This is a genomic window from Methylobacterium sp. J-078 (assembly GCF_022829285.1).
In the GTDB taxonomy this organism is placed as follows: Bacteria; Pseudomonadota; Alphaproteobacteria; order Rhizobiales; family Beijerinckiaceae; genus Methylobacterium.
The window spans coordinates 38,649-58,155 of sequence record NZ_JAKSYI010000055.1; the positions used below are offsets into that span (position 1 = coordinate 38,649).

Consider the following 19,507-nt stretch of genomic DNA (forward strand, 5'->3'; position numbering starts at 1 on the left):
GAGGGAGCCCGTTTCGACCAGGACGACCGAAGCGATCAGCCGGAAGCCGTCTCAGGTCTCGGCCCGGAATCGCGTCCGGGCCGCGTCGATGGCGGCGTGGTTCCGTTCCGCCCAGGCGACCAGGGCGGTGAGCGGACCGAGGAGCGATCGGCCCCAGCGGCGTCAGGGCGTACTCGACGCTCGGTGGGCTCGTGGGAAAGACGCGCCGCGTCGCGAGGCCGTCGCGCTCCAGGTCGCGCAGCGTCTGCGTCAGCATCCGCTTGGAGATGTCCGGGATCACCCGGTGGATGGCCCCGAACCGGCGCGGGCCGCCGGCGAGCGCCGCGATGATCAGCGTGGTCCACTTGTCGCCGACGTGACTCAGCACGTCGCGGACCGGGCAGCGATGCGGATCGAGACCGAGATCCTGCCAGGCCGCGAAGCGTTCAGCGAGGTCTGGACCATCCCGGCTGTCTGCGTCATCGCGCATGGCGGGTTCCTTGCCGGTAACCAGGGATCGAAAACCTGCCGCCTTACGGGGCCTGTCGGTCTCTTTTATAGACCTCGTGTGGATCGAGAACCATGAGGCACAGCGACATGTCCCAGACCCTTTCCCCTAAAGTTTTCATCACCGGCGCGAGCGGCCAGCTCGGGCGCCTCGTCGTCGCGGCGCTCCTGCGCCGGGTGCCGGCATCCTGGATCGTCGCCGGTGTCAGGAACGCCGAGTCCCAGGCCGCGCAGGACCTACGTACCCAGGGCGTCACGGTGCGGATCGCTGATTACGCGCGTCCCGAGACCCTGGCGGAGGCCTTTGAGGGCGTCGACCGCCTGCTGCTGATCTCCTCCAGCGAGGTCGGCCAGCGCGTGCCCCAGCACCGCAACGTCGTCGCGGCGGCCGGCCGGGCCGGAATCGGGCTCATCGCCTATACCAGCCTGCTGCGCGCGGACACCTCGCCCCTGGGGCTCGCCGGCGAGCACCGCGCCACCGAGGCGATCCTGGCGGAATCCGGGGTGCCGGCCGTGATCCTGCGTAACGGGTGGTACACGGAGAACTACACGGCTTCCCTGCCGGCGGCCCTCGCGCACGGGGTCATGCTCGGCAGTGCCGGCGCGGGGCGGATCGCCAGCGCCGCGCGCGCCGATTACGCGGAGGCCGCCGCCGCCGTGCTCACCGCCGAGGCAGCGGGCGGGCGCGTCTACGAACTGGCGGGGGACGAGGCCTACACTCTAGATGCGTTCGCCGCAGCGGCCGCGCAGGCCTCGGGTCGGCCAATCCGCTATCAGGACCTGCCGGCGCCGGAGTACCGGGCGGCTCTCCTCACCGCCGGCCTTCCCGACGGAGTGGCGAGCCTGCTCGCGGATTCCGACGCGGGCGCTGCGCAGGGCGCCCTGTTCGACGACGGGCACGCTCTGCGCACCCTCATCGGGCGCCCGACGACCCCGCTGGCGAGCGTTATCGCGACTGCCCTGGCCTGACGTCGCCGCCGGGACCGCCAAGTCATCGCGGGCCGATGCGCCACGAGGCGGGAGCATTCGGCAGTTCGAGCCAGGATGTTGCGGAACGGATTCCGGCGGAGCGCCGTTGGGGCTCCAGATTTCCTGGAGGGAGATGTCCATGCGCAACCCCATCATCGCCGCCCTGACCCTGGCCACGCTGTTCGGTGCTTCGGCCGTACAGGCCGAGACGACCGTCATCCGCCGCGAGGCGCCAGAGACCGTCGTCGTCGACCGTCCGGCCAGCGAGACCCGCACGGTCGAGCGCCGCGAGACCAGCGACGGCTGCTCCTCGAAGACGGTGACCAAGGAAAACGACGTCGGCGACCGCAAGACGGTCACGAAGGAGAGCTGCGACTGACCTCATCGCGCCGCGTCGCACGTCGTCGCCCGTCCCGGTTCTGCCGGGGCGGGTTTTTCATGCCCGGTCGAGGCGCGCCGCGAGTGGCCGAGCCTTGAGGCGGCCGCTGAATTTTGGCCCGGCCAGCAGGCGCTCGCGCCGCACGAGGTCGCCGGGGCGCGGGGCGGTCGCGCCGATGACGCGCTCGCCCCGGGCGGCCATGCGCGCGGGCAGCCCGGTATGGGGGCGGCGCAGGCGGGCCAGCGAAACCTCCGGCCGGGCGGTGCCGATGAAGCGGTCGAGGAGGCGGATCCAGCCCTCGGCCGGAACGTCACCGGCCTCCAGGCAGAGCACCCAGTCCCGCCGCGCGGCCCTGGCGCCCGCCGACCAGGGCGAGGCGCCGCGCCCGCGCAGCACCACCTTGGCGCCGGTCGCCTCCGCCACGGTCTCGATAGTCGGGTTGGGGGCCGGCACGATGATCACCGCATCGCCCACGAGCCCCGCCGCGACGCCCGCCACCAGCGCGCCGAGGGTATCGGCGAGCTGGTCGACGGCATCGGGGTCGTTGGGCCGGGCCACGGAGATGAGAGCCGAGAGCATGCGCGCGCATACCGCATTTTTGCGTCGCGCAAAGCCGTCGCATGGCGACGCATCCCCGGCAGGGGGGTGGAAATGCGGCGCGCCGGCCGATCTGCCTGAAATATCCGCAGTCCGGCGATGCCGTGTTCATGTTATGTTCGCCTTCCCGGAACGAATAGCCCGATGCCCCCAGACGCGACCCGCCCAGCCCCGTTCGAGCCGGAACCGGCACGACGCCTCGCCGAGACGACGCCCCTTGGCGCGGGACGGCGGGGGCGGGGCGCCACGGCCAATCCGAGCGGGCGCTACGAGGCCGCACGGCGGGAAGCCTTCGACGACGGCTGGCCCGGGGACGACGCGCCGGCGCCGCTGCGCACCGAGGTGCGGCCGGAGCAGGCCCGCACGCTCATCACCCGCAACACCTCGCCCGACATCTCGTTCGATCGTTCGATCAACCCCTACCGGGGCTGCGAGCATGGCTGCGTCTACTGCTTCGCCCGGCCGAACCACGCCTATGTGGGCCTCTCGCCGGGCCTCGATTTCGAGACGAAGCTGTTCCGGAAGGTGAATGCCGGCGCGCTCCTCGCGCGGGAATTGTCGGCGCCGGGCTACAGTCCGGCCACCATCGCGCTCGGCACCGCCACCGACCCCTACCAGCCGATCGAGCGCGAGCATCGCGTCACCCGCGCGGTGCTGGAGGTTCTGGCGCGCTTCCGCCACCCGGTCGGGATCGTGACGAAGTCGAACCTCGTCGTGCGCGACCTCGACCTCCTCACCGATCTCGCGCGGGACGGTCTGGTAAAGGTGGCGATCTCGGTGACGACCCTCGACCCGGTGCTGGCGCGCCGGCTGGAGCCGCGGGCGCCGCATCCCGAGCGGCGCCTCGACGCCATCGGCCGCCTCAGCGCGGCCGGCATTCCCGTGATGGTGATCGCGGCGCCGGTCATCCCCTCGCTCAACGACCACGAGATCGAGGCGATCCTGGCCCGCGCCCGCGCACACGGCGCGGTGGAGGCGAGCCACGTCCTCCTGCGCCTGCCCCTCGAACTCGACGCCCTGGTGGACGACTGGTTCGCCGAGCACGAGCCGGGCCGGCGAGCACACGTCATGTCGCTGGTCCGGGCGGCCCGGGGCGGAAAGGCCTACGACGCGGCCTTCGGCACCCGCATGACCGGTACCGGCGCCTACGCGGACCTGATCGCCCAGCGCATGCGCCTCGCCCGGCGGCGCCTCGGCTACCCCGAGACGCGCCGGCGCCTGCGCACCGACCTGTTCAGGGTTCCGACGGATCAGCTGAGCCTGTTCTGAGGGCGTAGGCGCGGGTGAAGCTGAGGCGGTGATGGGGCGAGCGCCCGCGCTCCGCCAGACCGGCGAGGTGCGCGCGCGTGCCGTAGCCGACATTGCTGGCCCAGCCGTAATCCGGGTAGCGCCCGGCGAGACGATGCATCAGCCCGTCGCGCAGTGTCTTGGCCACGATGGAGGCGGCGGCGATCTGTGGCACCAACCGGTCGCCGCCGATCACCGCGCGGCAGGGCTGGGCGAGGCCCGGCACCGGGTCGCGCCCGTCGACCCGGACGGGTTCGGCGAGGCCGAGGGCCAGCACGGCGCGCCGCATGGCGTCGAGGGTCGCGCCCCGCACGTTGAGCCGGTCGACGAGGGCGCGCGAGCCCGCCGCCACGGCGACGCGGGCGTGGTCCCGGATCAGGGGCGTCAGCGCGGCCCGCTCGGCCGCCTTCAGGCGCTTGCTGTCGTCGAGGCGGGCGAGCAGGTCGGGCGGGAACGCGACCGGGTCGAACCAGACCGCCGCGACGACGACGGGCCCGCAGAGTGCCCCACGCCCGACCTCGTCGCAGCCGATCACCGCCGGGTAGGTCGCCGCCAGGCGCGGGTCGAACGGGGGCATCGGGCGGGTTCCGAGGGGAGGGCGGTGTGCGCCTCCCTAGCCCGGTCCCGCCGAACGGTCCACGCCTCAGCCGATCCCCACGACACTGCGGGGGGCCGCGCCGGGAGCCCGGGCCCGCACGGGGGCGGTGCCGTGGGCCAGCGCGATGTTGTCGTAGAACTGGCGCGCGCTCTCGGCCCAGGTGTAGCGCAGGGCTTCGGCGCGGCAGCGCGCACGGGGGATCGTCAGGGCCGCGAGGGCCGCCGCCTCGAGGTCGTGCCCCAGCACCCCGGCGCCGGTGTCGCCGATCACGTCGAGGGGGCCGGTGACGGGAAAGGCCGCCACCGGCACCCCGCAGGCCAGGGCTTCCAGCAGCACGATGCCGAACGTGTCGGTCAGGCTCGGGAACACGAAGGCGTCGGCCCCGGCGTAGAGGGCGGCGAGGTCGGCCCCCGTCCGGGTCCCGAGGAAGCGCGCCCGGGGGTCGATGGCCGCGAGGCGGGGTCGGTCCGGCCCGTCGCCGACCACCACCTTGGTGCCCGGCAGGTCGAGGCGCAGGAAGGCGTCCAGGTTCTTCTCCACCGCGAGCCGGCCCACGGACAGGAAGATCGGCCGCGGCAGGCCTGCGAAATCCGCCGGCTCCGACGCCTGCGGCCGGAACAGCTCGGTGTCGACACCCCGCGTCCAGCGCATCAGCTTCGTGAAGCCGCGCCCGGCGAGGTCGCGCTCCAGGGAGGGCGTGGACACCATGGTGCCGTTCGAGGCGCCGTGGAACCGGCGCAGCCAGGCGTAGCTCCAGGCCTCGGGCACGGGGGCCCGGGCCGAGACGTATTCGGGGAACCGGGTATGGTAGCTCGTGGTGAAGGGCCGGCGATGGGCGAGGCAGTAGCGCCGGGTCGCGTAGCCCACCGTGCCCTCCGTGGCGATGTGGACGTGGGTCGGGCGCAAGGTGTCCCACAGGCGCGCCACGTGCCGCTTGGTGGCGTAGGCGAGGCGGATCTCAGGGTAGCCCGGCAGCGGCAGGGAGGCGAAGTCCTGGTGGGTCAGGAAGACCGGATCGAAGCCGTAGGCGGCCCCGGCCGCCGCCATGTTCTCCAGGGAGCGGACGACGCCGTTGACCTGGGGGGCCCACGCATCCGTGGCGATGAGCAGCCTCACGCGACGGCCCGGGCGCCGTCCGGCCTCGGGCGCTCGACCACGGCGGTTTGCAGGCGGGCGCGTAGCAGGCTCGGATAGTGCAGCACCTCCATGGTGCCGTCGTAATGCTCGACGATGGCCGTGCAGGATTCGACCCAGTCGCCGGTGTTCAGGTAGGTCAGCCCGTCGATCTGCCGGTTGGCCGCGTGGTGGATGTGGCCGCAGATGACCCCGTCGGCCCCGACGCGCTTGGCCTCGGCGCTGAGCAGTTCCTCGAACTTGCCGATGAAGTTGACCGCGTTCTTCACCTTGAGCTTGGCCCAGGCCGAGAGCGACCAGTAGGCGAGGCCGAGGCGGCGGCGCGCGGTGTTGACGTAGGTGTTGATGAAGAGCGCGAAGGTGTAGGCCCCGTCGCCCAGATAGGCGAGCCACTTGGCGTGGCGCACCACCATGTCGAACTGGTCGCCGTGGATGACGAGGTAGCGCTTGCCGTCGGCCGCCTCGTGCAGGCGCTGGTCGGCGATCTCGATGCCGCCGAATGTCATGCCGATGTAGTCGCGCAGGAACTCGTCGTGGTTGCCCGGCACGTAGACCAGCGTCGAGCCCTTGCGCACCTTGCGCATCAGCTTCTGAACGACATCGTTGTGGCTCTGGGGCCAGTACCAGCCGGACTTGAGCTGCCAGCCGTCGATGATGTCGCCGACGAGGTAGATCTCGTCCGCATCGTAATCGCGCAGGAATTCGAGCAACAGGTCGGCCTGGCAACCCTTGGTGCCCAGATGCATGTCGGACAGGAACAGTGTCCGGACGCGGGTCGTCTCGGTCTCTTCGCCCACGCTCGCCTCCGGGACAGCCTCCGATGCCGGCGAGCCAAACCGGATTCCCGTATCAGTTTGATGACGCCGGCCCGGTCCGCGCCCGGCGTGCCGCGCCGCGACGTAAGCCCCTCGTCCACGAAAAAAATTTTGATTTGTGATCAAGTATTTCGGGTTTTCCTTTCGGGCTGAAGGGGGGCATAGTCCCGCTCAAGGTGCCCCACCGGTCCGCGTTCGCCAACGCACGACCGGAGCCCATCGAGGCGAACTAAGGGTGCCGTCCCCGGGGACGACGACGCTGAAACGGCCCAGCGGTGAGCGCGTGTCGAGCGCGCGCCCCGGCCCATGGAGAAGTGGCTTGAGGTATTCGGTGCCGCGCGCGGGCAGGCGCGTCGAAGGTTGTCCTTCGGCGTCGGCGGGTTTCCGTCCGGCCCCCGCCCGAACACCGGACGGCGCGAACGAGATCGTCCCACGATTCACCTGACGAGCGGCCACGCGGGGCATCCGGACCGATCCGGGGCCGCCCGCGGGGGCCGCATCAACCATCGGCGCATCCTTGGCGCCGCACGGCGAGCCCGTGCGGGCGCAACGTGAGAAACGGAGAAAACACCATGGCGGCAACGCGACGTCCCGGCCGGAACCACCTGTTCGTTCCGGGCCCGACGAATATCCCGGATCGCGTGATGCGCGCGATGACGGTCCAGTCCGAGGATCACCGTTCGGTGGACTTCCCCGCCCTGACCAAGCCGCTGTTCCAGGACACGAAGGCGGTCTACGGCTCGACCGAGGGCACCATCTTCCTGTTCCCGGCCTCCGGCACCGGCATCTGGGAATCCGCCCTGTCGAACACCCTGTCGCGCGGCGACAAGGTGCTGGCCGCCCGCTTCGGCCAGTTTAGCCATCTCTGGATCGACATGGCCCAGCGCCTCGGCCTCGAGGTCGTGGTGCAGGACGAGGAGTGGGGCACGGGTGCCAACCCGGAGCGGATCGGCGAGGCCCTGCGCGCCGACAAGAACCACGAGATCAAGGCCGTTATGGTGGTCCATAACGAGACCGCCACCGGCGTCACCAGCGATGTCGGCGCCGTGCGCAAGGCCATCGACGCGGCCGGTCACCCGGCCCTGCTGTTCGTGGACGGCGTCTCGTCGATCGGCTCGCTGCCCTTCAAGATGGACGAGTGGAAGGTCGATTGCGCCATCGCGGGCTCGCAGAAGGGCCTGATGCTCCCCGCCGGCCTCGGCGTGATCTGCGTGAGCCAGAAGGCCCTCAAGGCCGCCGACACCTCGTCGGGCCAGAACGACCGCCTCGCGCATGTCTACTTCGACTGGGCCGACCACCAGAAGCAGAACCCGGCCGGTTACTTCCCCTACACCCCGCCGCTGCCGCTCCTCTACGGCCTGCGCGAGGCCCTGGCCTGCCTCAACGAGGAAGGCCTCGAGAACGTCTACCACCGCCACCACGTGCTCGGCGAGGCGACCCGCCAGGCCGTGGCCGCCTGGGGCCTGAAGACCTGCGCCAAGGAGCCCAAGTGGAACTCCGACACGGTCACGGCCATCCTGGTGCCCGAGGGTGTCGACGCCGCCGCGATCATCAAGCACGCTTACGTGCGCTACAATCTGGCGCTCGGCGCGGGCCTGAGCCAAGTCGCCGGCAAGGTCTTCCGCATCGGTCACGTCGGTGACATGAACGAGCTGTCGCTGCTGGGTGCCATCGCGGGCGCCGAGATGGCGATGCTCGACCACGGTGTGAAGGTGCAGCCGGGCTCCGGCGTCGCCGCCGCGTCGAGCTACCTGCGCGAGAACCCGCTCGCCAAGGCCTGACAGCACCCATCCTGTCCTGTGATACCGGGGTGGGGCGCCCGCCCCGGTATCACGCCATCGACCCTACCCGTGACCCGGCCGGATCGGCCAGAGGATTCCATGACGAAGAAGATCGTGTTCCTCGACCGCGAGTCCCTGGACGCCAAGGTCCGTGAATTCAACTTTCCGCACGACTACGTCGAGTACGAGTCGACCTGGACGCCGGAGGAGATCGTCGAGCGCCTGAAAGGCGCCGAGATCGCGCTGATCAACAAGGTCCCGATGCGGGCCGAGACCCTGAAGCAGCTCCCCGACCTCAAGCTGATCGCGGTGGCCGCCACCGGCACCGACGTGGTCGACAAGGAGGCCGCCAAGGCGCAGGGCATCACCGTCGTCAACATTCGCGGCTACGCCTTCAACACCGTGCCGGAGCACGTGATCGGCCTGATGTTCGCCCTGCGCCGGGCCATCGTTCCGTACGCGAATTCGGTGCGCCGGGGCGATTGGGCGAAGTCGACCCAGTTCTGCTACTTCGACTACCCGATCCACGACATCGCGGGCTCGACGCTCGGCATCGTCGGCTACGGGGCACTCGGCAAGTCCATCGCGAAGCGCGCCGAAGCGCTCGGCATGACGGTCATCGCCTACGACGTCTTCCCCCAGGAGGGCCTCGTCGACTTCGAGACGATCCTGCGCGAATCCGACGTCATCACGCTGCACGCGCCGCTGACGCCCGAGACCCGCAACATGATCGGGCGTGAACAGCTCGCGAAGATGAAGAAGCACGCGCTCCTCATCAATACCGCGCGCGGCGGCCTCGTTGACGAGGAGGCCCTGGCCGAGGCCCTCAAGGCCGGCACCATCGGCGGCGCCGGTTTCGACGTGGTGATGACCGAGCCCCCGAAGAACGGCAACATCCTCTGCGAGCTTGACCTGCCCAACCTCATCGTCACGCCGCACGTGGCCTGGGCCAGCAAGGAAGCCATGCAGATCCTGGCCGACCAGCTCGTCGACAACGTCGAGGCCTTCGTCGCCGGTAAGCCGCAGAACGTGGTGTGAGTTTCCTCCCTCCCCCCTCGCGGGGAGGGATCGAGGGTGGGGGTGGTTCCGCCGGCCTCCGAAGCGGCAGGGTCACCCAATCGCCCCTGACCTTCCCCACAAGGGGGAGGGGGGCCGCGTTCCTGAACACAGCCGAATTGGCGAGGCGCCGATCGGCGATCAAAACCAAACGCCAGCCGCGCCGAGCGCGGGACCGACAGGGATCATAAAAATGAAAAAACTGCTGTTCCAATTCGACACCGACACCGTCCCGAGCGTGTTCGACGTGGTCGTGGGCTACGATGGCGGCGCGGACCACATCACCGGCTACGGCAACGTCACCCCGGACAATGTCGGGGCCCTGGTCGACGGCACGATCTACACCCGCGGTGGCTCCGAGAAGAAGTCCACGGCGATCTTCGTGGGCGGCGGCAGCATGGCGGCCGGTGAGGCGGTGTTCGAGGCGGTCAAGAAGCGCTTCTTCGGCCCGTTCCGCGTCTCGATCATGCTCGATTCGAACGGCTCGAACACCACCGCCGCCGCCGGCGTCGCCCTGGTCCAGAAGGCGGCCGGGTCGCTGACCGGCAAGAAGGCCGTGGTCCTGGCCGGCACCGGCCCGGTCGGCATGCGCTCGGCGGCACTCCTCGCGCAGGAAGGCGCCGAGGTGACGCTCTGCGGACGCTCCCTCGACAAGGCGCAGGCTGCGGCGGACCAGATCAACAAGCGCTTCAAGGTGAGCATCAAGGCCGCCGAGACGCCCGACGCTGCCTCCCGCGCGGCGATCGTCAAGGGCCAGAACATCGTCTTCTCGGCCGGCGCCATCGGCCTCGAACTCCTGCCAGAGGACGCCTGGAAGGACGAGGCCAGCATCGAGTTCGTCGCCGACTACAACGCCCAGCCGCCGCTCGGCTTCGGCGGCATCGAGGCCATGGACAAGGGCAAGGACCGGCACGGCAAGAAGGTCTTCGGCGCCCTCGGCATCGGCGGCCTGAAGCTCAAGCTGCACCGGGCCTGCGTGGGCCAGCTCTTCGACAACACCGAGCAGGTGCTGGACGCGGAGAACATCTACGCCCTCGCCAAGAAGATGGCCTGACCGCCATGGCTGCCAAAGAGAACGCCGCGAACGAGACCATCCAGACCTTCCTCGACGGTCTGGCGAGCTCGGCCCCCACCCCCGGCGGGGGCGGGGCGGCCGCCATCTCGGGCGCCATGGGCGCCGCCCTCCTCAGCATGGTGTGCAACCTCACCATCGGGAAGAAGAAGTACGTCGAGGTCGAGGCGGAGCTGAAGGAGATCCTCGGGCAGTCCGAGGCCCTGCGCGCCGAGCTCACCGGCATGATCGCCGACGACGTCGAGGCCTTCGACGCCGTGATGGGGGCCTACGGGCTGCCCAAGGGCACGGACGACGAGAAGGCCGTGCGGGCCGAAACGATCCAGGCGGCCCTGAAGGTCGCCACCGACGTGCCGCTCGCCTGCTGCCGGGCCTGCCGCAAGGTCATTGATCTCGCTCAGACCGTCGCCGACAAGGGCAATCTCAACGTCATCTCGGATGCCGGCGTGGCGGTGCTCTCCGCCCATGCGGGCCTGCGTAGCGCGGCGCTGAACGTCTACGTCAACGCCAAGGGCCTCGACGATCGCGCCTTCGCGGAGGCGCGCCTGAGCGAACTCGAGACCCTGTTGGGCTCGGCCGGACCGCTCAACGAATCCATCTACGAGGTGGTGAAGGCCAAAGTGAACTGAGCCTTCGCCTCGAAGACGACGTCGCACGAGGTCGAATCGCGTGATCTGATATACCAAGAGCTGCTTCCGACGCCATCGGAGCAGCTCTTGTACAAACTGAATACAGTTTCACCGCCTTCAAGGCAGAGTGAAACACAATGTAAAAAAATATAAATGCTCAGGGACTTTCCGTGAAGTGAAATTTACGAGAGAGTCCTTCCAAGGGAAGAAACGTCGAGGAGAACGCGCATGGACGTGCACGAGTACCAGGCCAAGGAGCTGCTTGCCGGTTTCGGCGTCGCCGTTCCGAAGGGCGCCGTCGCCTTCAGTGCCGATCAGGCGGTCTATGCCGCCACCGAGCTCGGCGGCTCGTTCTGGGCGGTGAAGGCCCAGATCCACGCGGGCGCCCGCGGCAAGGCCGGCGGAATCAAGCTCTGCCGGACCTACAACGAGGTCCGCGACGCCGCCAAGGAGCTCCTCGGCAAGCGCCTGGTGACGGTCCAGACCGGACCCGAGGGCAAGCCCGTCCAGCGCATCTACGTCGAGACCGCCGACCCGTTCGAGCGCGAACTCTACCTCGGCTACGTCCTCGACCGGAAGGCCGAGCGGGTCCGCGTCATCGCCTCCCAGCGCGGCGGCATGGACATTGAGGAGATCGCCGCCAACGAGCCCGAGGCCCTGATCCAGGTGGTCGTCGAGCCGGCGGTGGGCCTGCAGCAGTTCCAGGCCCGCGAGATCGCGTTCCAGCTCGGCCTGAACATCAAGCAGGTCTCGGCCGCCGTGAAGACGATCATGAACGCCTACCGGGCGTTCCGCGATTGCGACGGCACCATGCTGGAGATCAACCCCCTCGTCGTCACCAAGGACGACCGGGTGCTGGCGCTCGACGCCAAGATGTCCTTCGACGACAACGCCATGTTCCGGCGCCGCAACATCGCCGACATGCACGACCCCTCGCAGGGCGACCCGCGCGAGGCCCAGGCCGCCGAGCACAACCTCTCCTATATCGGCCTCGAAGGCGAGATCGGCTGCATCGTCAACGGCGCCGGCTTGGCCATGGCCACCATGGACATGATCAAGCACGCCGGCGGCGAGCCCGCGAACTTCCTGGATGTCGGCGGCGGCGCCTCGCCGGACCGGGTGGCCACGGCCTTCCGGCTCGTGCTCTCGGACCGCAACGTCAAGGCGATCCTCGTCAACATCTTCGCAGGCATCAACCGCTGCGATTGGGTCGCCCAGGGCGTGATCCAGGCGGCGCGCGAGGTGAAGATCGACGTGCCGCTCATCGTCCGGCTCGCCGGCACGAATGTCGAGGCAGGTCAGAAGATCCTGGCCGAGAGCGGCCTCGACCTCATCACCGCCGACAGCCTGTCGGATGCCGCCGCCAAGGCCGTGAAGGCCTGCGACGACGCCAAACGTAACCGCTGAACCGGGGAGGACACGCGATGAGCATCCTGATCGACGAGAAGACCCCGATCCTGATCCAGGGCATCACGGGCGACAAGGGCACCTTCCACGCCCAGGAAATGATGGCGTACGGCTCCAACGTGGTCGCCGGCGTCACCCCGGGCAAGGGCGGCAAGACGCATCTCGGCGTGCCGGTGTTCAACACCGTCAAGGAGGCCGTGGAGGCCACGGGTGCGACCACCTCCATCACCTTCGTGGCCCCGCCCTTCGCGGCCGACGCGATCATGGAAGGGGCCGATGCGGGGCTCAGCCTGATCTGCTCGATCACCGACGGCATCCCGGCCCAGGACATGATGCGGGTGAAGCGGTATCTGCGCCGCTACCCCAAGGATAAGCGCACCATGGTGGTGGGCCCGAACTGCGCCGGCATCATCTCGCCCGGAAAGTCGATGCTCGGCATCATGCCGGGCCACATCTACCTGCAGGGCAATGTCGGCGTGATCTCGCGCTCCGGCACGCTGGGCTACGAGGCCGCCGCGCAGATGAAGGCCGAAGGCATCGGCATCACCACCTCGGTGGGCATCGGCGGCGACCCGATCAACGGCTCCTCCTTCCTCGACCACCTCGCCCTGTTCGAGCAGGACCCGGACACCAAGGCCGTGCTGATGATCGGCGAGATCGGCGGTCCCCAGGAGGCGGAGGCCTCCGCCTGGATCAAGGAGCACATGACGAAGCCCGTGGTCGGCTTCGTCGCCGGCCTCACCGCCCCGAAGGGGCGCCGCATGGGCCATGCCGGCGCGATCATCTCGGCAACCGGCGACTCGGCCGCCGAGAAGGCCGAGATCATGCGCTCCTACGGGCTGACCGTGGCCCCGAGCCCCGGCGAGTTCGGCACGACAGTGGCTCAGGTCATGCGCAAGCTGGCGGCCTGACCTCCAGGACCCTTCCCCCTTCGCGGGGGAGGGTGCCTGCGGAGCAGGCGGGCCGAGACGACGTCCCGCAAGAGGGGAGCGCCACCTCCGGACCGGTCGCCCCCTCACCCGACCCGCTTCGCGCGCCACCCTCTCCCGCAGAAGGGAGGGGGAACGCGCCCAACGCTCAACACTCGATCGCACACGTCACCGCCTTCCCATCGCCCGCTTCCGTCGCGGTCAGTCGGCGAAGAACTTTCCTCAAGGTGGCCCCATGACGGATACCCTGCACGCCCCGGTCGGAGCCGTCGACCACACCTTCGCGCCGCCCGTGATCACGGGCACCTCGTCGAAGGAAGCCCTCGACATCCTGTTCCACGCCCTGCTCGCCGTGGCCCGCCGGCACGAGCCCGAGCTCGAGGACGTGCTGCACGGGCGCGCCAACATCTCCGAATTCTCGCCCGAGCTCCTCGCGCGCGCCCTCCAGGTGCAGGGCATCTGGTTTCAGCTCCTCTCCATCGCCGAGCAGAACGCGGCCATGCGCCGGCGCCGTCAGGTCGAGCGTACCAAGGGCCGCGAGGCCTTGGGCGGCAGCTTCAGCGCCGTCCTGTCCGAGGCGGCCGCGAGCGGCATCAAGGCCCCGGAGATCCACGCGCTCCTCAAGGACCTGCGCATCCGCCCGACGATCACCGCGCACCCCACCGAGGGCAAGCGCGTCACCGTGCTGGAGAAGTTCCGCCGCATCTATCTCGTGCTGCGCGAACTCGAACTGCCGCGCTGGACCGAGCGCGAGCGCAACGGCCTGATGAACGAGCTGCGCGACCAGATCGAGCTCGTCTGGATGACGGGCGAACTCCATCTGGAGAAGGCCACCGTCGAGCGCGAGGTCGCCTGGGGCTTGCACTTCTTCGACGAGACCCTGTTCGAGATGCTGCCCGAGGTGCTCTACTCCCTGGAGGAGAGCTTGGCGCAATACTACCCGGACGAGAAGTTCGAGGTGCCGCCATTCTTCCAGTTCGGCTCGTGGATCGGCGGCGACCGCGACGGCAACCCCTACGTAACCTCCTCGGTCACCCGCGCCACCCTGCAGCGCAACGCGCTCGCCTCCCTCCGGCGCTACCGCGACGGCGTCACCGCACTCGGCCGCACGCTCTCGCTGACCGAGCGCTCGCTGCCGGTGCCGGAAACCTTCAAGGCCGCGCTGGCGCAGATGCTCGCCGAGAGCGGCGACGGCCGCGCCATCGCCAGCCGCAACCCCGGCGAGGCCTATCGCCAATTCCTCACCTGCGTCCTGCGCAAGCTCGAAGCGACCATCCTGCGCAACAAGGGCCAGCGCTCGACGGGGCCGGACTATCCGAGCGCCGACGGCCTGATCAACGATCTGCGCACCCTGGAGCAGGGCCTGGCCGACGCGAAGTGCCCGTCGCTCGCCGTCGATCTCGTGCGACCGGTGCGGCGCATGGCGGAGATCTTCCGCTTCTCCACGGTCCGGCTGGATCTTCGCGAAAACACCACCCGCACCACCAAGACCCTGCAGGCTCTGTGGCAGCAGGCCAACGGGCAGAACCGGACGCCGCCGGATATCGATTCGCCGGAGTGGAAGGCTTGGCTGCTCGCCGAGCTGGCCAAGCCCCGCCAGGGCGAGCGCAGCTTCGAGAACCTGCCCGACGACGCCCGCGAGACCCTGGAGACCTTCGCGCTGGTCGGCGAGATGCGCGCGCAGCTCGACCGCGAGGCCTTCGGCGCCTTTATTCTGTCGATGACCCGCTCCGTGCAGGACATCCTGGGCGCCTACCTGCTCGCCAAGGAGGCCGGCAACTTCCTCGATGCCACCGGCACCGAGATCTGCTGCCTGCCCATCGTGCCGCTGTTCGAGACCATCGACGATCTGCGCGCCGCCCCCGCCATCATGAAGGAGCTGTTCTCGATCCCCGTCGTGCGCCGCTCCACCCGCTGGCAGGGCGGCGTCCAGGAGGTGATGATCGGCTACTCGGATTCGAACAAGGACGGCGGCTTCGTCGCTTCGAACTGGGAACTCTACAAGGCTCAGGACAAGCTGACCCAGCTCGGCAAGGCCGCCGGCGTGCCGATCGCCTTCTTCCACGGGCGCGGCGGCTCGGTGAGCCGTGGCGGCGCCCCCACGGCCCGGGCCATCGCGGCCCAGCCGCCGGGCTCGATCAACGGGCGCTTCCGCACCACGGAGCAGGGCGAGGTCGTCTCGTTCAAGTACGCCAACCGGGGCACCGCCGCGTACCAGATGGAGCTCCTGGCCTCGTCCGTGTTCCAGCACGCCCTGAAGTCGGAGCGTGAGGCCGGCGGTACCCCCCGCAGCGAGTTCGACGATTGCCTGGAGGCGCTCAGCGGCGCCTCGCGGGCGGCCTACGTCAACCTGATCCAGCACCCCGATCTCGTGACCTATTTCGGCGCCGCGAGCCCGCTGGACGAGATCGCCCTCCTCAACATCGGCTCGCGCCCGGCCCGCCGCTTCGGCGCCCGCTCGCTCTCCGACCTCCGGGCGATTCCCTGGGTCTTCGCCTGGTCCCAGAACAGGCACGTCATCACGGGCTGGTACGGCGTCGGTTCGGGCCTCAAGAGCTTCCTCGACGTCCGCGGCGCGCAGGGCGAGGCGCAGCTGAAGCGGCTCTTTTCCGAATCGAAGCCCTTCCGCCTGATCCTCGACGAGGTCGAGAAGACGCTGCTCATGGTCGATCTTGAGATCGCCCGCGATTACGCGAGTCTCGTGCCCGACGAGGGGGCCCGCAACAGCATCTTCCCGCTGATCGAGGCCGAGTATGCGCTGACCCGCGAGATGGCCCTGCGGGTCAGCGGCGGCAGCGAACTCGCCGAGCGCTTCCCCCTGTTCCGGGACCGCCTGAACGGACGGCTCCCGACCATCAACCAGGTCAGCCGCGAGCAGGTGGAGCTGCTGCGCCGCTTCCGCTCCGAGCAGGACGAGGACCAGCGCGAGGCGGTGAAATCCGCCCTGCTGCTCTCGATCAACTGCATTGCGGTCGGCTTCGGCGCGACCGGATGACGAACTTGTCAGGTTGTCGGAGGCGCGTCGCGGTCCATGGGCCGGCGCGCCCCGGCGCCTCCATCGATATGGTGGCCCGACTCTCGGGTCTCATGAACGTCCAGAACACTTGCCTTAGGAAGGATACCCAATGAGCTTCACCCTGATCCAGCAGGCGACCCCGCGCCTCCACCGTTCGGAACTCGCCGTCCCGGGCTCCAACCCGACCTTCATGGAGAAGTCCGCCAGCTCCAAGGCCGACGTGATCTTCCTCGACCTCGAGGACGCGGTGGCCCCGGACGACAAGGAGCAGGCACGCAAGAACATCATCCAGGCGCTCAACGACCTGGATTGGGGCACCAAGACCATGATGATCCGCATCAACGGTCTCGACACCCACTACATGTACCGCGACGTCGTCGATATCGTTGAGGCCTGCCCGCGCCTCGACATGATCCTGATCCCCAAGGTCGGCGTGCCCGCCGACGTCTACGCCATCGACGTGCTCACCACCCAGATCGAGCAGGCCAAGAAGCGCGAGAAGAAGATCGGATTCGAGGTGCTGATCGAGACGGCCCTGGGCATGGCCAACGTGGAGGCGATCGCCACCTCCTCGAAGCGCCTGGAGGCCATGTCCTTCGGTGTGGCCGACTACGCCGCCTCGACCCGCGCCCGCTCCACCGTCATCGGCGGCGTGAACAAGGACTTCTCGGTGCTCACCGACAAGGACGAGGCCGGCAACCGCGAGACCCATTGGCAGGACCCCTGGCTGTTCGCCCAGAACCGCATGCTGATCGCCTGCCGCGCCTACGGCCTGCGCCCGATCGACGGCCCCTTCGGCGACTTCTCCGATCCGGACGGCTACACCTCCGCCGCCCGCCGCTGCGCGGCCCTGGGCTTCGAGGGCAAGTGGGCGATCCACCCGAGCCAGATCGATCTCGCCAACGAGGTCTTCACCCCCTCCGAGGCCGAGGTCACCAAGGCCCGCCGCATCCTCGAGGCCATGGAAGAGGCCGCCAAGGCCGGCCGCGGCGCCGTCTCCCTCGACGGCCGCCTCATCGACATCGCCTCGATCCGCATGGCCGAGGCGCTGATCGAGAAGGCCAACGCGATGTCCGCCAGCTGAGGGTTCGGCCGATCGCCGGCCTGACCCCTAGCCAGGACCCGTAACTCGGCCGCCCCTGAGGGGGCGGCCCTTTTGTTTGGTGCGCGGCACGCGGCGCAACCCGAGACCGGGTCACGCCACGAACCGTCCGCCGAACGGCCCCCGGCGGCATCGCCGGAAACCGGCCGCACGACACGAGACCCCACCGGGTATCCAGGGAGAGCCACCATGCACGTGACCATCGAAGACGCACACAAGGCCATCGAGGCCGCCCGCGCCAAGGCCGTGGAACTCGACACGCAGATGTGCATCGCCGTCGTGGATTCCGGCGGCAACCTCAAGGCCTTCTACCGGATGGACGGCGCCTGGGTCGGCTCCATCGACATCGCGCACAAGAAGGCGAAGACCTCCGTCTTCTTCGGGATGACCACGGGGCAGATCGGCCAGCTCTCGCAGCCCGGCGGCCCGCTCTACGGCATCGAGCATTCGAACGACGGGCTCATCACCTTCCCGGGCGGCATCCCGATCGTGGACAAGGACGGCGAGATGTCCGGCGCCATCGGCGTCAGCGGCTCCACCGTGGAGAACGACCACGCCGTGGCCCTGGCAGGCGCCAGCTCCATCGGAGCCACTGAACTGCCGGCCCATCCCTGGCGCACCTGAGGGGCCGACGCGCGGGCCGGGGCGACCGGACTCGTGCGTTCCCCGGCCGGTTTGCCTGCGCACGACCGGAACGAAAGAAGGCCCCGCTCGCGAGAGCGGGGCCTTCTTTCGTCGTACGCTCCGGCCCCGCGAGGGAGCCGGAGCGCGGTCTCCTCAGAGGCCGCCGAACTTGTAGTTGAAGCCGGCCTTGATAATGTTGCCCGAGGTCTCGAAGCGCGAGGTGTAGGAGCCCGTGGCGGCGGGGAGGCCGACATTGTTCACGATGACGTTGCGGCTGCCGAGGTCGTAGTGGAGGTACTCGGCCTTCAGCGTGATGGCGCTGGCGCCGAGCAGGCTGCCGATGAAGTTGAAGCGGTTCAGGAAGCTGTCGGTGGGGATCGCGTACTCGATGCCGCCGCCGTAAGCGTAACCCGTCTGCATCTCGTTGTAGCGGCCCGAATAGGCCAGGACGTTGGTGCCGGTGAAGAAGTCGGCGCGGTAATCGACGCTGCCGTAGGCGAAGCCGCCGGTTCCGTAGACCAGGAACCGGTCGAAGGCGTAGCCGAGGCGGCCCTGCACGGTGCCCAGGTAGTCGAGGCGCTGGCGGAAGGTCGCGGGATCGCGCAGCACCGGGTTCAGGGGGGTCAAGGGACCGAGGTAGCCGTAACGCTTGCTGATGTCGGTCCAGGTCACGTCGGCGTTGACGCCGATGACGAAGCCGGAGCCCGGGGTGAACTGATAGTTGTAGCCGATGCCGCCACCGACGTTGCCGATGCCGTCCTGCTCGGAGCGGAAGTTCTGCGGACGCCGGTTGAGGGCGACGTTGGTCTGCGTCAGCGCATCGTTGCCGGTGGTGCGGATGTTCTGGCGGTCGCTGAACGCGTACGAGCTGTGGGTGCCGAGGTAGAAGCCGGTCCAGGTGAAGACCGGGATGGGCGTGAAGACCGGCGGCGGCGCCTGGCGGCGCGGCAGGTCGGCGGCCGAGGCCGCACCGATGGCGACCAGCGAGGCGACGCCGGCCAGGAGAAACTTCTTGATCATCACGGTGGGTTCCGAAATCCGAGGCTTGACCGTCACGCTAGCTCGCCCCGCCGGCACGGACTATGCCCGCCAAGCCACACCCAACCACAGATGCGTTCGCCGACGCACAAAGTCGCGCTTCCGGAAAGCTTAAACCGCCGCATGATGCGCGATGCGCGAAAAGCCTGCGGCCCCGAACGGCGCGTCGCGGGATACGTGAACGGCCGGTTAAGTACGTTGGGCTAAACCGCTCGGGGACGTTTTCCAACCGTGACGGGAGCGACGATGACACGGGACCAACTCGCCGCCGAACTGAAGCGTATCGCCGCCGACCAGGTCAGCGACATCGAGCGCGCCGTCAAGGATGGCCACAAGACGATCGCGCTGAACGAGATCGCGGACCTGAACCGCAACCTGAAGGCTCTCGCCGCTGCGGTGAAGGGCAAGAGCGTCGTTCGCGCCTGAACCGAAGCCTCGTGCCGGCTGGCCCGGGCGGTTCTTCCGGTTGGATCTCGCTGAAGTTTCCACCCTTACGCCGCCGATGCCCGTGTTCGAACCTCCGACGAGCGGCGAGACTTTCCAGTCGCCGATTGAGAGTTCACCCTCGGCGCCCTTCTGCTCGGAGAA

General features: G+C 69.1%; 18 protein-coding genes and 1 pseudogene. 13 read left to right on the forward strand and 6 right to left on the reverse strand.

What is annotated here, in order from left to right:
- Positions 1 to 51: 51 nt before the first annotated feature.
- Positions 52 to 469: pseudogene (locus MKK58_RS06530) on the reverse strand (winged helix-turn-helix transcriptional regulator).
- 107 nt (positions 470 to 576) lie between these two features.
- On the opposite strand from MKK58_RS06530, the gene MKK58_RS06535 reads away from it, so the two are divergent.
- A complete protein-coding gene (locus MKK58_RS06535) occupies positions 577 to 1,455 on the forward strand; it encodes an SDR family oxidoreductase (protein ID WP_243911297.1) in 879 nt (292 codons plus the stop codon).
- Positions 1,456 to 1,594: 139 nt separating this feature from the next.
- Positions 1,595 to 1,834: a hypothetical protein gene (locus MKK58_RS06540; RefSeq protein ID WP_238282816.1), complete on the forward strand. Its 240-nt coding sequence runs from the start codon at positions 1,595 to 1,597 to the stop codon at positions 1,832 to 1,834.
- 57 nt (positions 1,835 to 1,891) lie between these two features.
- On the opposite strand, the gene MKK58_RS06545 is transcribed toward MKK58_RS06540, so the two are convergent.
- Positions 1,892 to 2,413 (reverse strand): hypothetical protein, encoded by a 522-nt coding sequence (locus MKK58_RS06545; RefSeq protein ID WP_243911298.1) that lies wholly within the window; start codon positions 2,411 to 2,413, stop codon positions 1,892 to 1,894.
- Positions 2,414 to 2,575: 162 nt separating this feature from the next.
- On the opposite strand from MKK58_RS06545, the gene MKK58_RS06550 reads away from it, so the two are divergent.
- A complete protein-coding gene (locus tag MKK58_RS06550; protein ID WP_243911299.1) occupies positions 2,576 to 3,700 on the forward strand; it encodes a PA0069 family radical SAM protein in 1,125 nt (374 codons plus the stop codon).
- On the opposite strand, the gene MKK58_RS06555 is transcribed toward MKK58_RS06550, so the two are convergent.
- From MKK58_RS06555 to MKK58_RS06565, 3 genes are all read right to left on the reverse strand, one after another.
- Positions 3,666 to 4,295 carry a ribonuclease HII gene (locus tag MKK58_RS06555; protein WP_243911300.1) on the reverse strand — a complete coding sequence of 210 codons (630 nt, stop codon included), beginning with the start codon at positions 4,293 to 4,295 and terminating at the stop codon, positions 3,666 to 3,668. The genes MKK58_RS06550 and MKK58_RS06555 overlap by 35 nt on opposite strands.
- A gap of 66 nt (positions 4,296 to 4,361) precedes the next feature.
- Positions 4,362 to 5,432 (reverse strand): glycosyltransferase family 4 protein, encoded by a 1,071-nt coding sequence (locus tag MKK58_RS06560; protein ID WP_243911301.1) that lies wholly within the window; start codon positions 5,430 to 5,432, stop codon positions 4,362 to 4,364.
- A complete protein-coding gene (locus MKK58_RS06565; protein WP_243911302.1) occupies positions 5,429 to 6,247 on the reverse strand; it encodes a UDP-2,3-diacylglucosamine diphosphatase in 819 nt (272 codons plus the stop codon). Before MKK58_RS06565 ends, MKK58_RS06560 begins: the two co-directional genes overlap by 4 nt.
- A gap of 590 nt (positions 6,248 to 6,837) precedes the next feature.
- On the opposite strand from MKK58_RS06565, the gene MKK58_RS06570 reads away from it, so the two are divergent.
- The 9 genes from MKK58_RS06570 (at position 6,838) to MKK58_RS06610 (ending at position 17,881) form a co-directional block, all read left to right on the forward strand.
- A complete protein-coding gene (locus tag MKK58_RS06570) occupies positions 6,838 to 8,046 on the forward strand; it encodes an aminotransferase class V-fold PLP-dependent enzyme (protein ID WP_243911303.1) in 1,209 nt (402 codons plus the stop codon).
- Positions 8,047 to 8,145: 99 nt separating this feature from the next.
- Positions 8,146 to 9,084: a D-2-hydroxyacid dehydrogenase gene (locus MKK58_RS06575; protein WP_243911304.1), complete on the forward strand. Its 939-nt coding sequence runs from the start codon at positions 8,146 to 8,148 to the stop codon at positions 9,082 to 9,084.
- Positions 9,085 to 9,295: 211 nt separating this feature from the next.
- Positions 9,296 to 10,156: an NADP-dependent methylenetetrahydromethanopterin/methylenetetrahydrofolate dehydrogenase gene (locus MKK58_RS06580; RefSeq protein WP_243911305.1), complete on the forward strand. Its 861-nt coding sequence runs from the start codon at positions 9,296 to 9,298 to the stop codon at positions 10,154 to 10,156.
- Between the two features lie 5 nt (positions 10,157 to 10,161).
- Positions 10,162 to 10,803 (forward strand): methenyltetrahydrofolate cyclohydrolase, encoded by a 642-nt coding sequence (fchA, locus tag MKK58_RS06585; RefSeq protein ID WP_243911306.1) that lies wholly within the window; start codon positions 10,162 to 10,164, stop codon positions 10,801 to 10,803.
- Positions 10,804 to 11,031: 228 nt separating this feature from the next.
- Complete coding sequence (locus tag MKK58_RS06590) at positions 11,032 to 12,210, forward strand: malate--CoA ligase subunit beta (protein WP_243911307.1); 1,179 nt, start codon at positions 11,032 to 11,034, stop codon at positions 12,208 to 12,210.
- 17 nt (positions 12,211 to 12,227) lie between these two features.
- The gene (sucD, locus tag MKK58_RS06595) at positions 12,228 to 13,121 is read left to right on the forward strand and encodes a succinate--CoA ligase subunit alpha (protein WP_243911308.1); all 894 of its coding nucleotides are present in this window, start codon (positions 12,228 to 12,230) and stop codon (positions 13,119 to 13,121) included.
- Between the two features lie 253 nt (positions 13,122 to 13,374).
- The gene (locus MKK58_RS06600) at positions 13,375 to 16,134 is read left to right on the forward strand and encodes a phosphoenolpyruvate carboxylase (protein ID WP_243911309.1); all 2,760 of its coding nucleotides are present in this window, start codon (positions 13,375 to 13,377) and stop codon (positions 16,132 to 16,134) included.
- 130 nt (positions 16,135 to 16,264) lie between these two features.
- Positions 16,265 to 17,239, forward strand: coding sequence for an HpcH/HpaI aldolase/citrate lyase family protein (locus MKK58_RS06605; RefSeq protein ID WP_238279725.1), 975 nt, complete (start codon positions 16,265 to 16,267; stop codon positions 17,237 to 17,239).
- A gap of 207 nt (positions 17,240 to 17,446) precedes the next feature.
- Positions 17,447 to 17,881, forward strand: coding sequence for a GlcG/HbpS family heme-binding protein (locus MKK58_RS06610; protein ID WP_243911310.1), 435 nt, complete (start codon positions 17,447 to 17,449; stop codon positions 17,879 to 17,881).
- Between the two features lie 153 nt (positions 17,882 to 18,034).
- On the opposite strand, the gene MKK58_RS06615 is transcribed toward MKK58_RS06610, so the two are convergent.
- Positions 18,035 to 18,901: an outer membrane protein gene (locus MKK58_RS06615; RefSeq protein ID WP_243911311.1), complete on the reverse strand. Its 867-nt coding sequence runs from the start codon at positions 18,899 to 18,901 to the stop codon at positions 18,035 to 18,037.
- A gap of 264 nt (positions 18,902 to 19,165) precedes the next feature.
- Here MKK58_RS06615 and MKK58_RS06620 point away from each other — a divergent pair, with 264 nt between their 5' ends.
- Positions 19,166 to 19,345, forward strand: a complete 180-nt coding sequence (locus MKK58_RS06620; protein WP_243911312.1) for a hypothetical protein — start codon at positions 19,166 to 19,168, stop codon at positions 19,343 to 19,345.
- Positions 19,346 to 19,507: the final 162 nt, after the last annotated feature.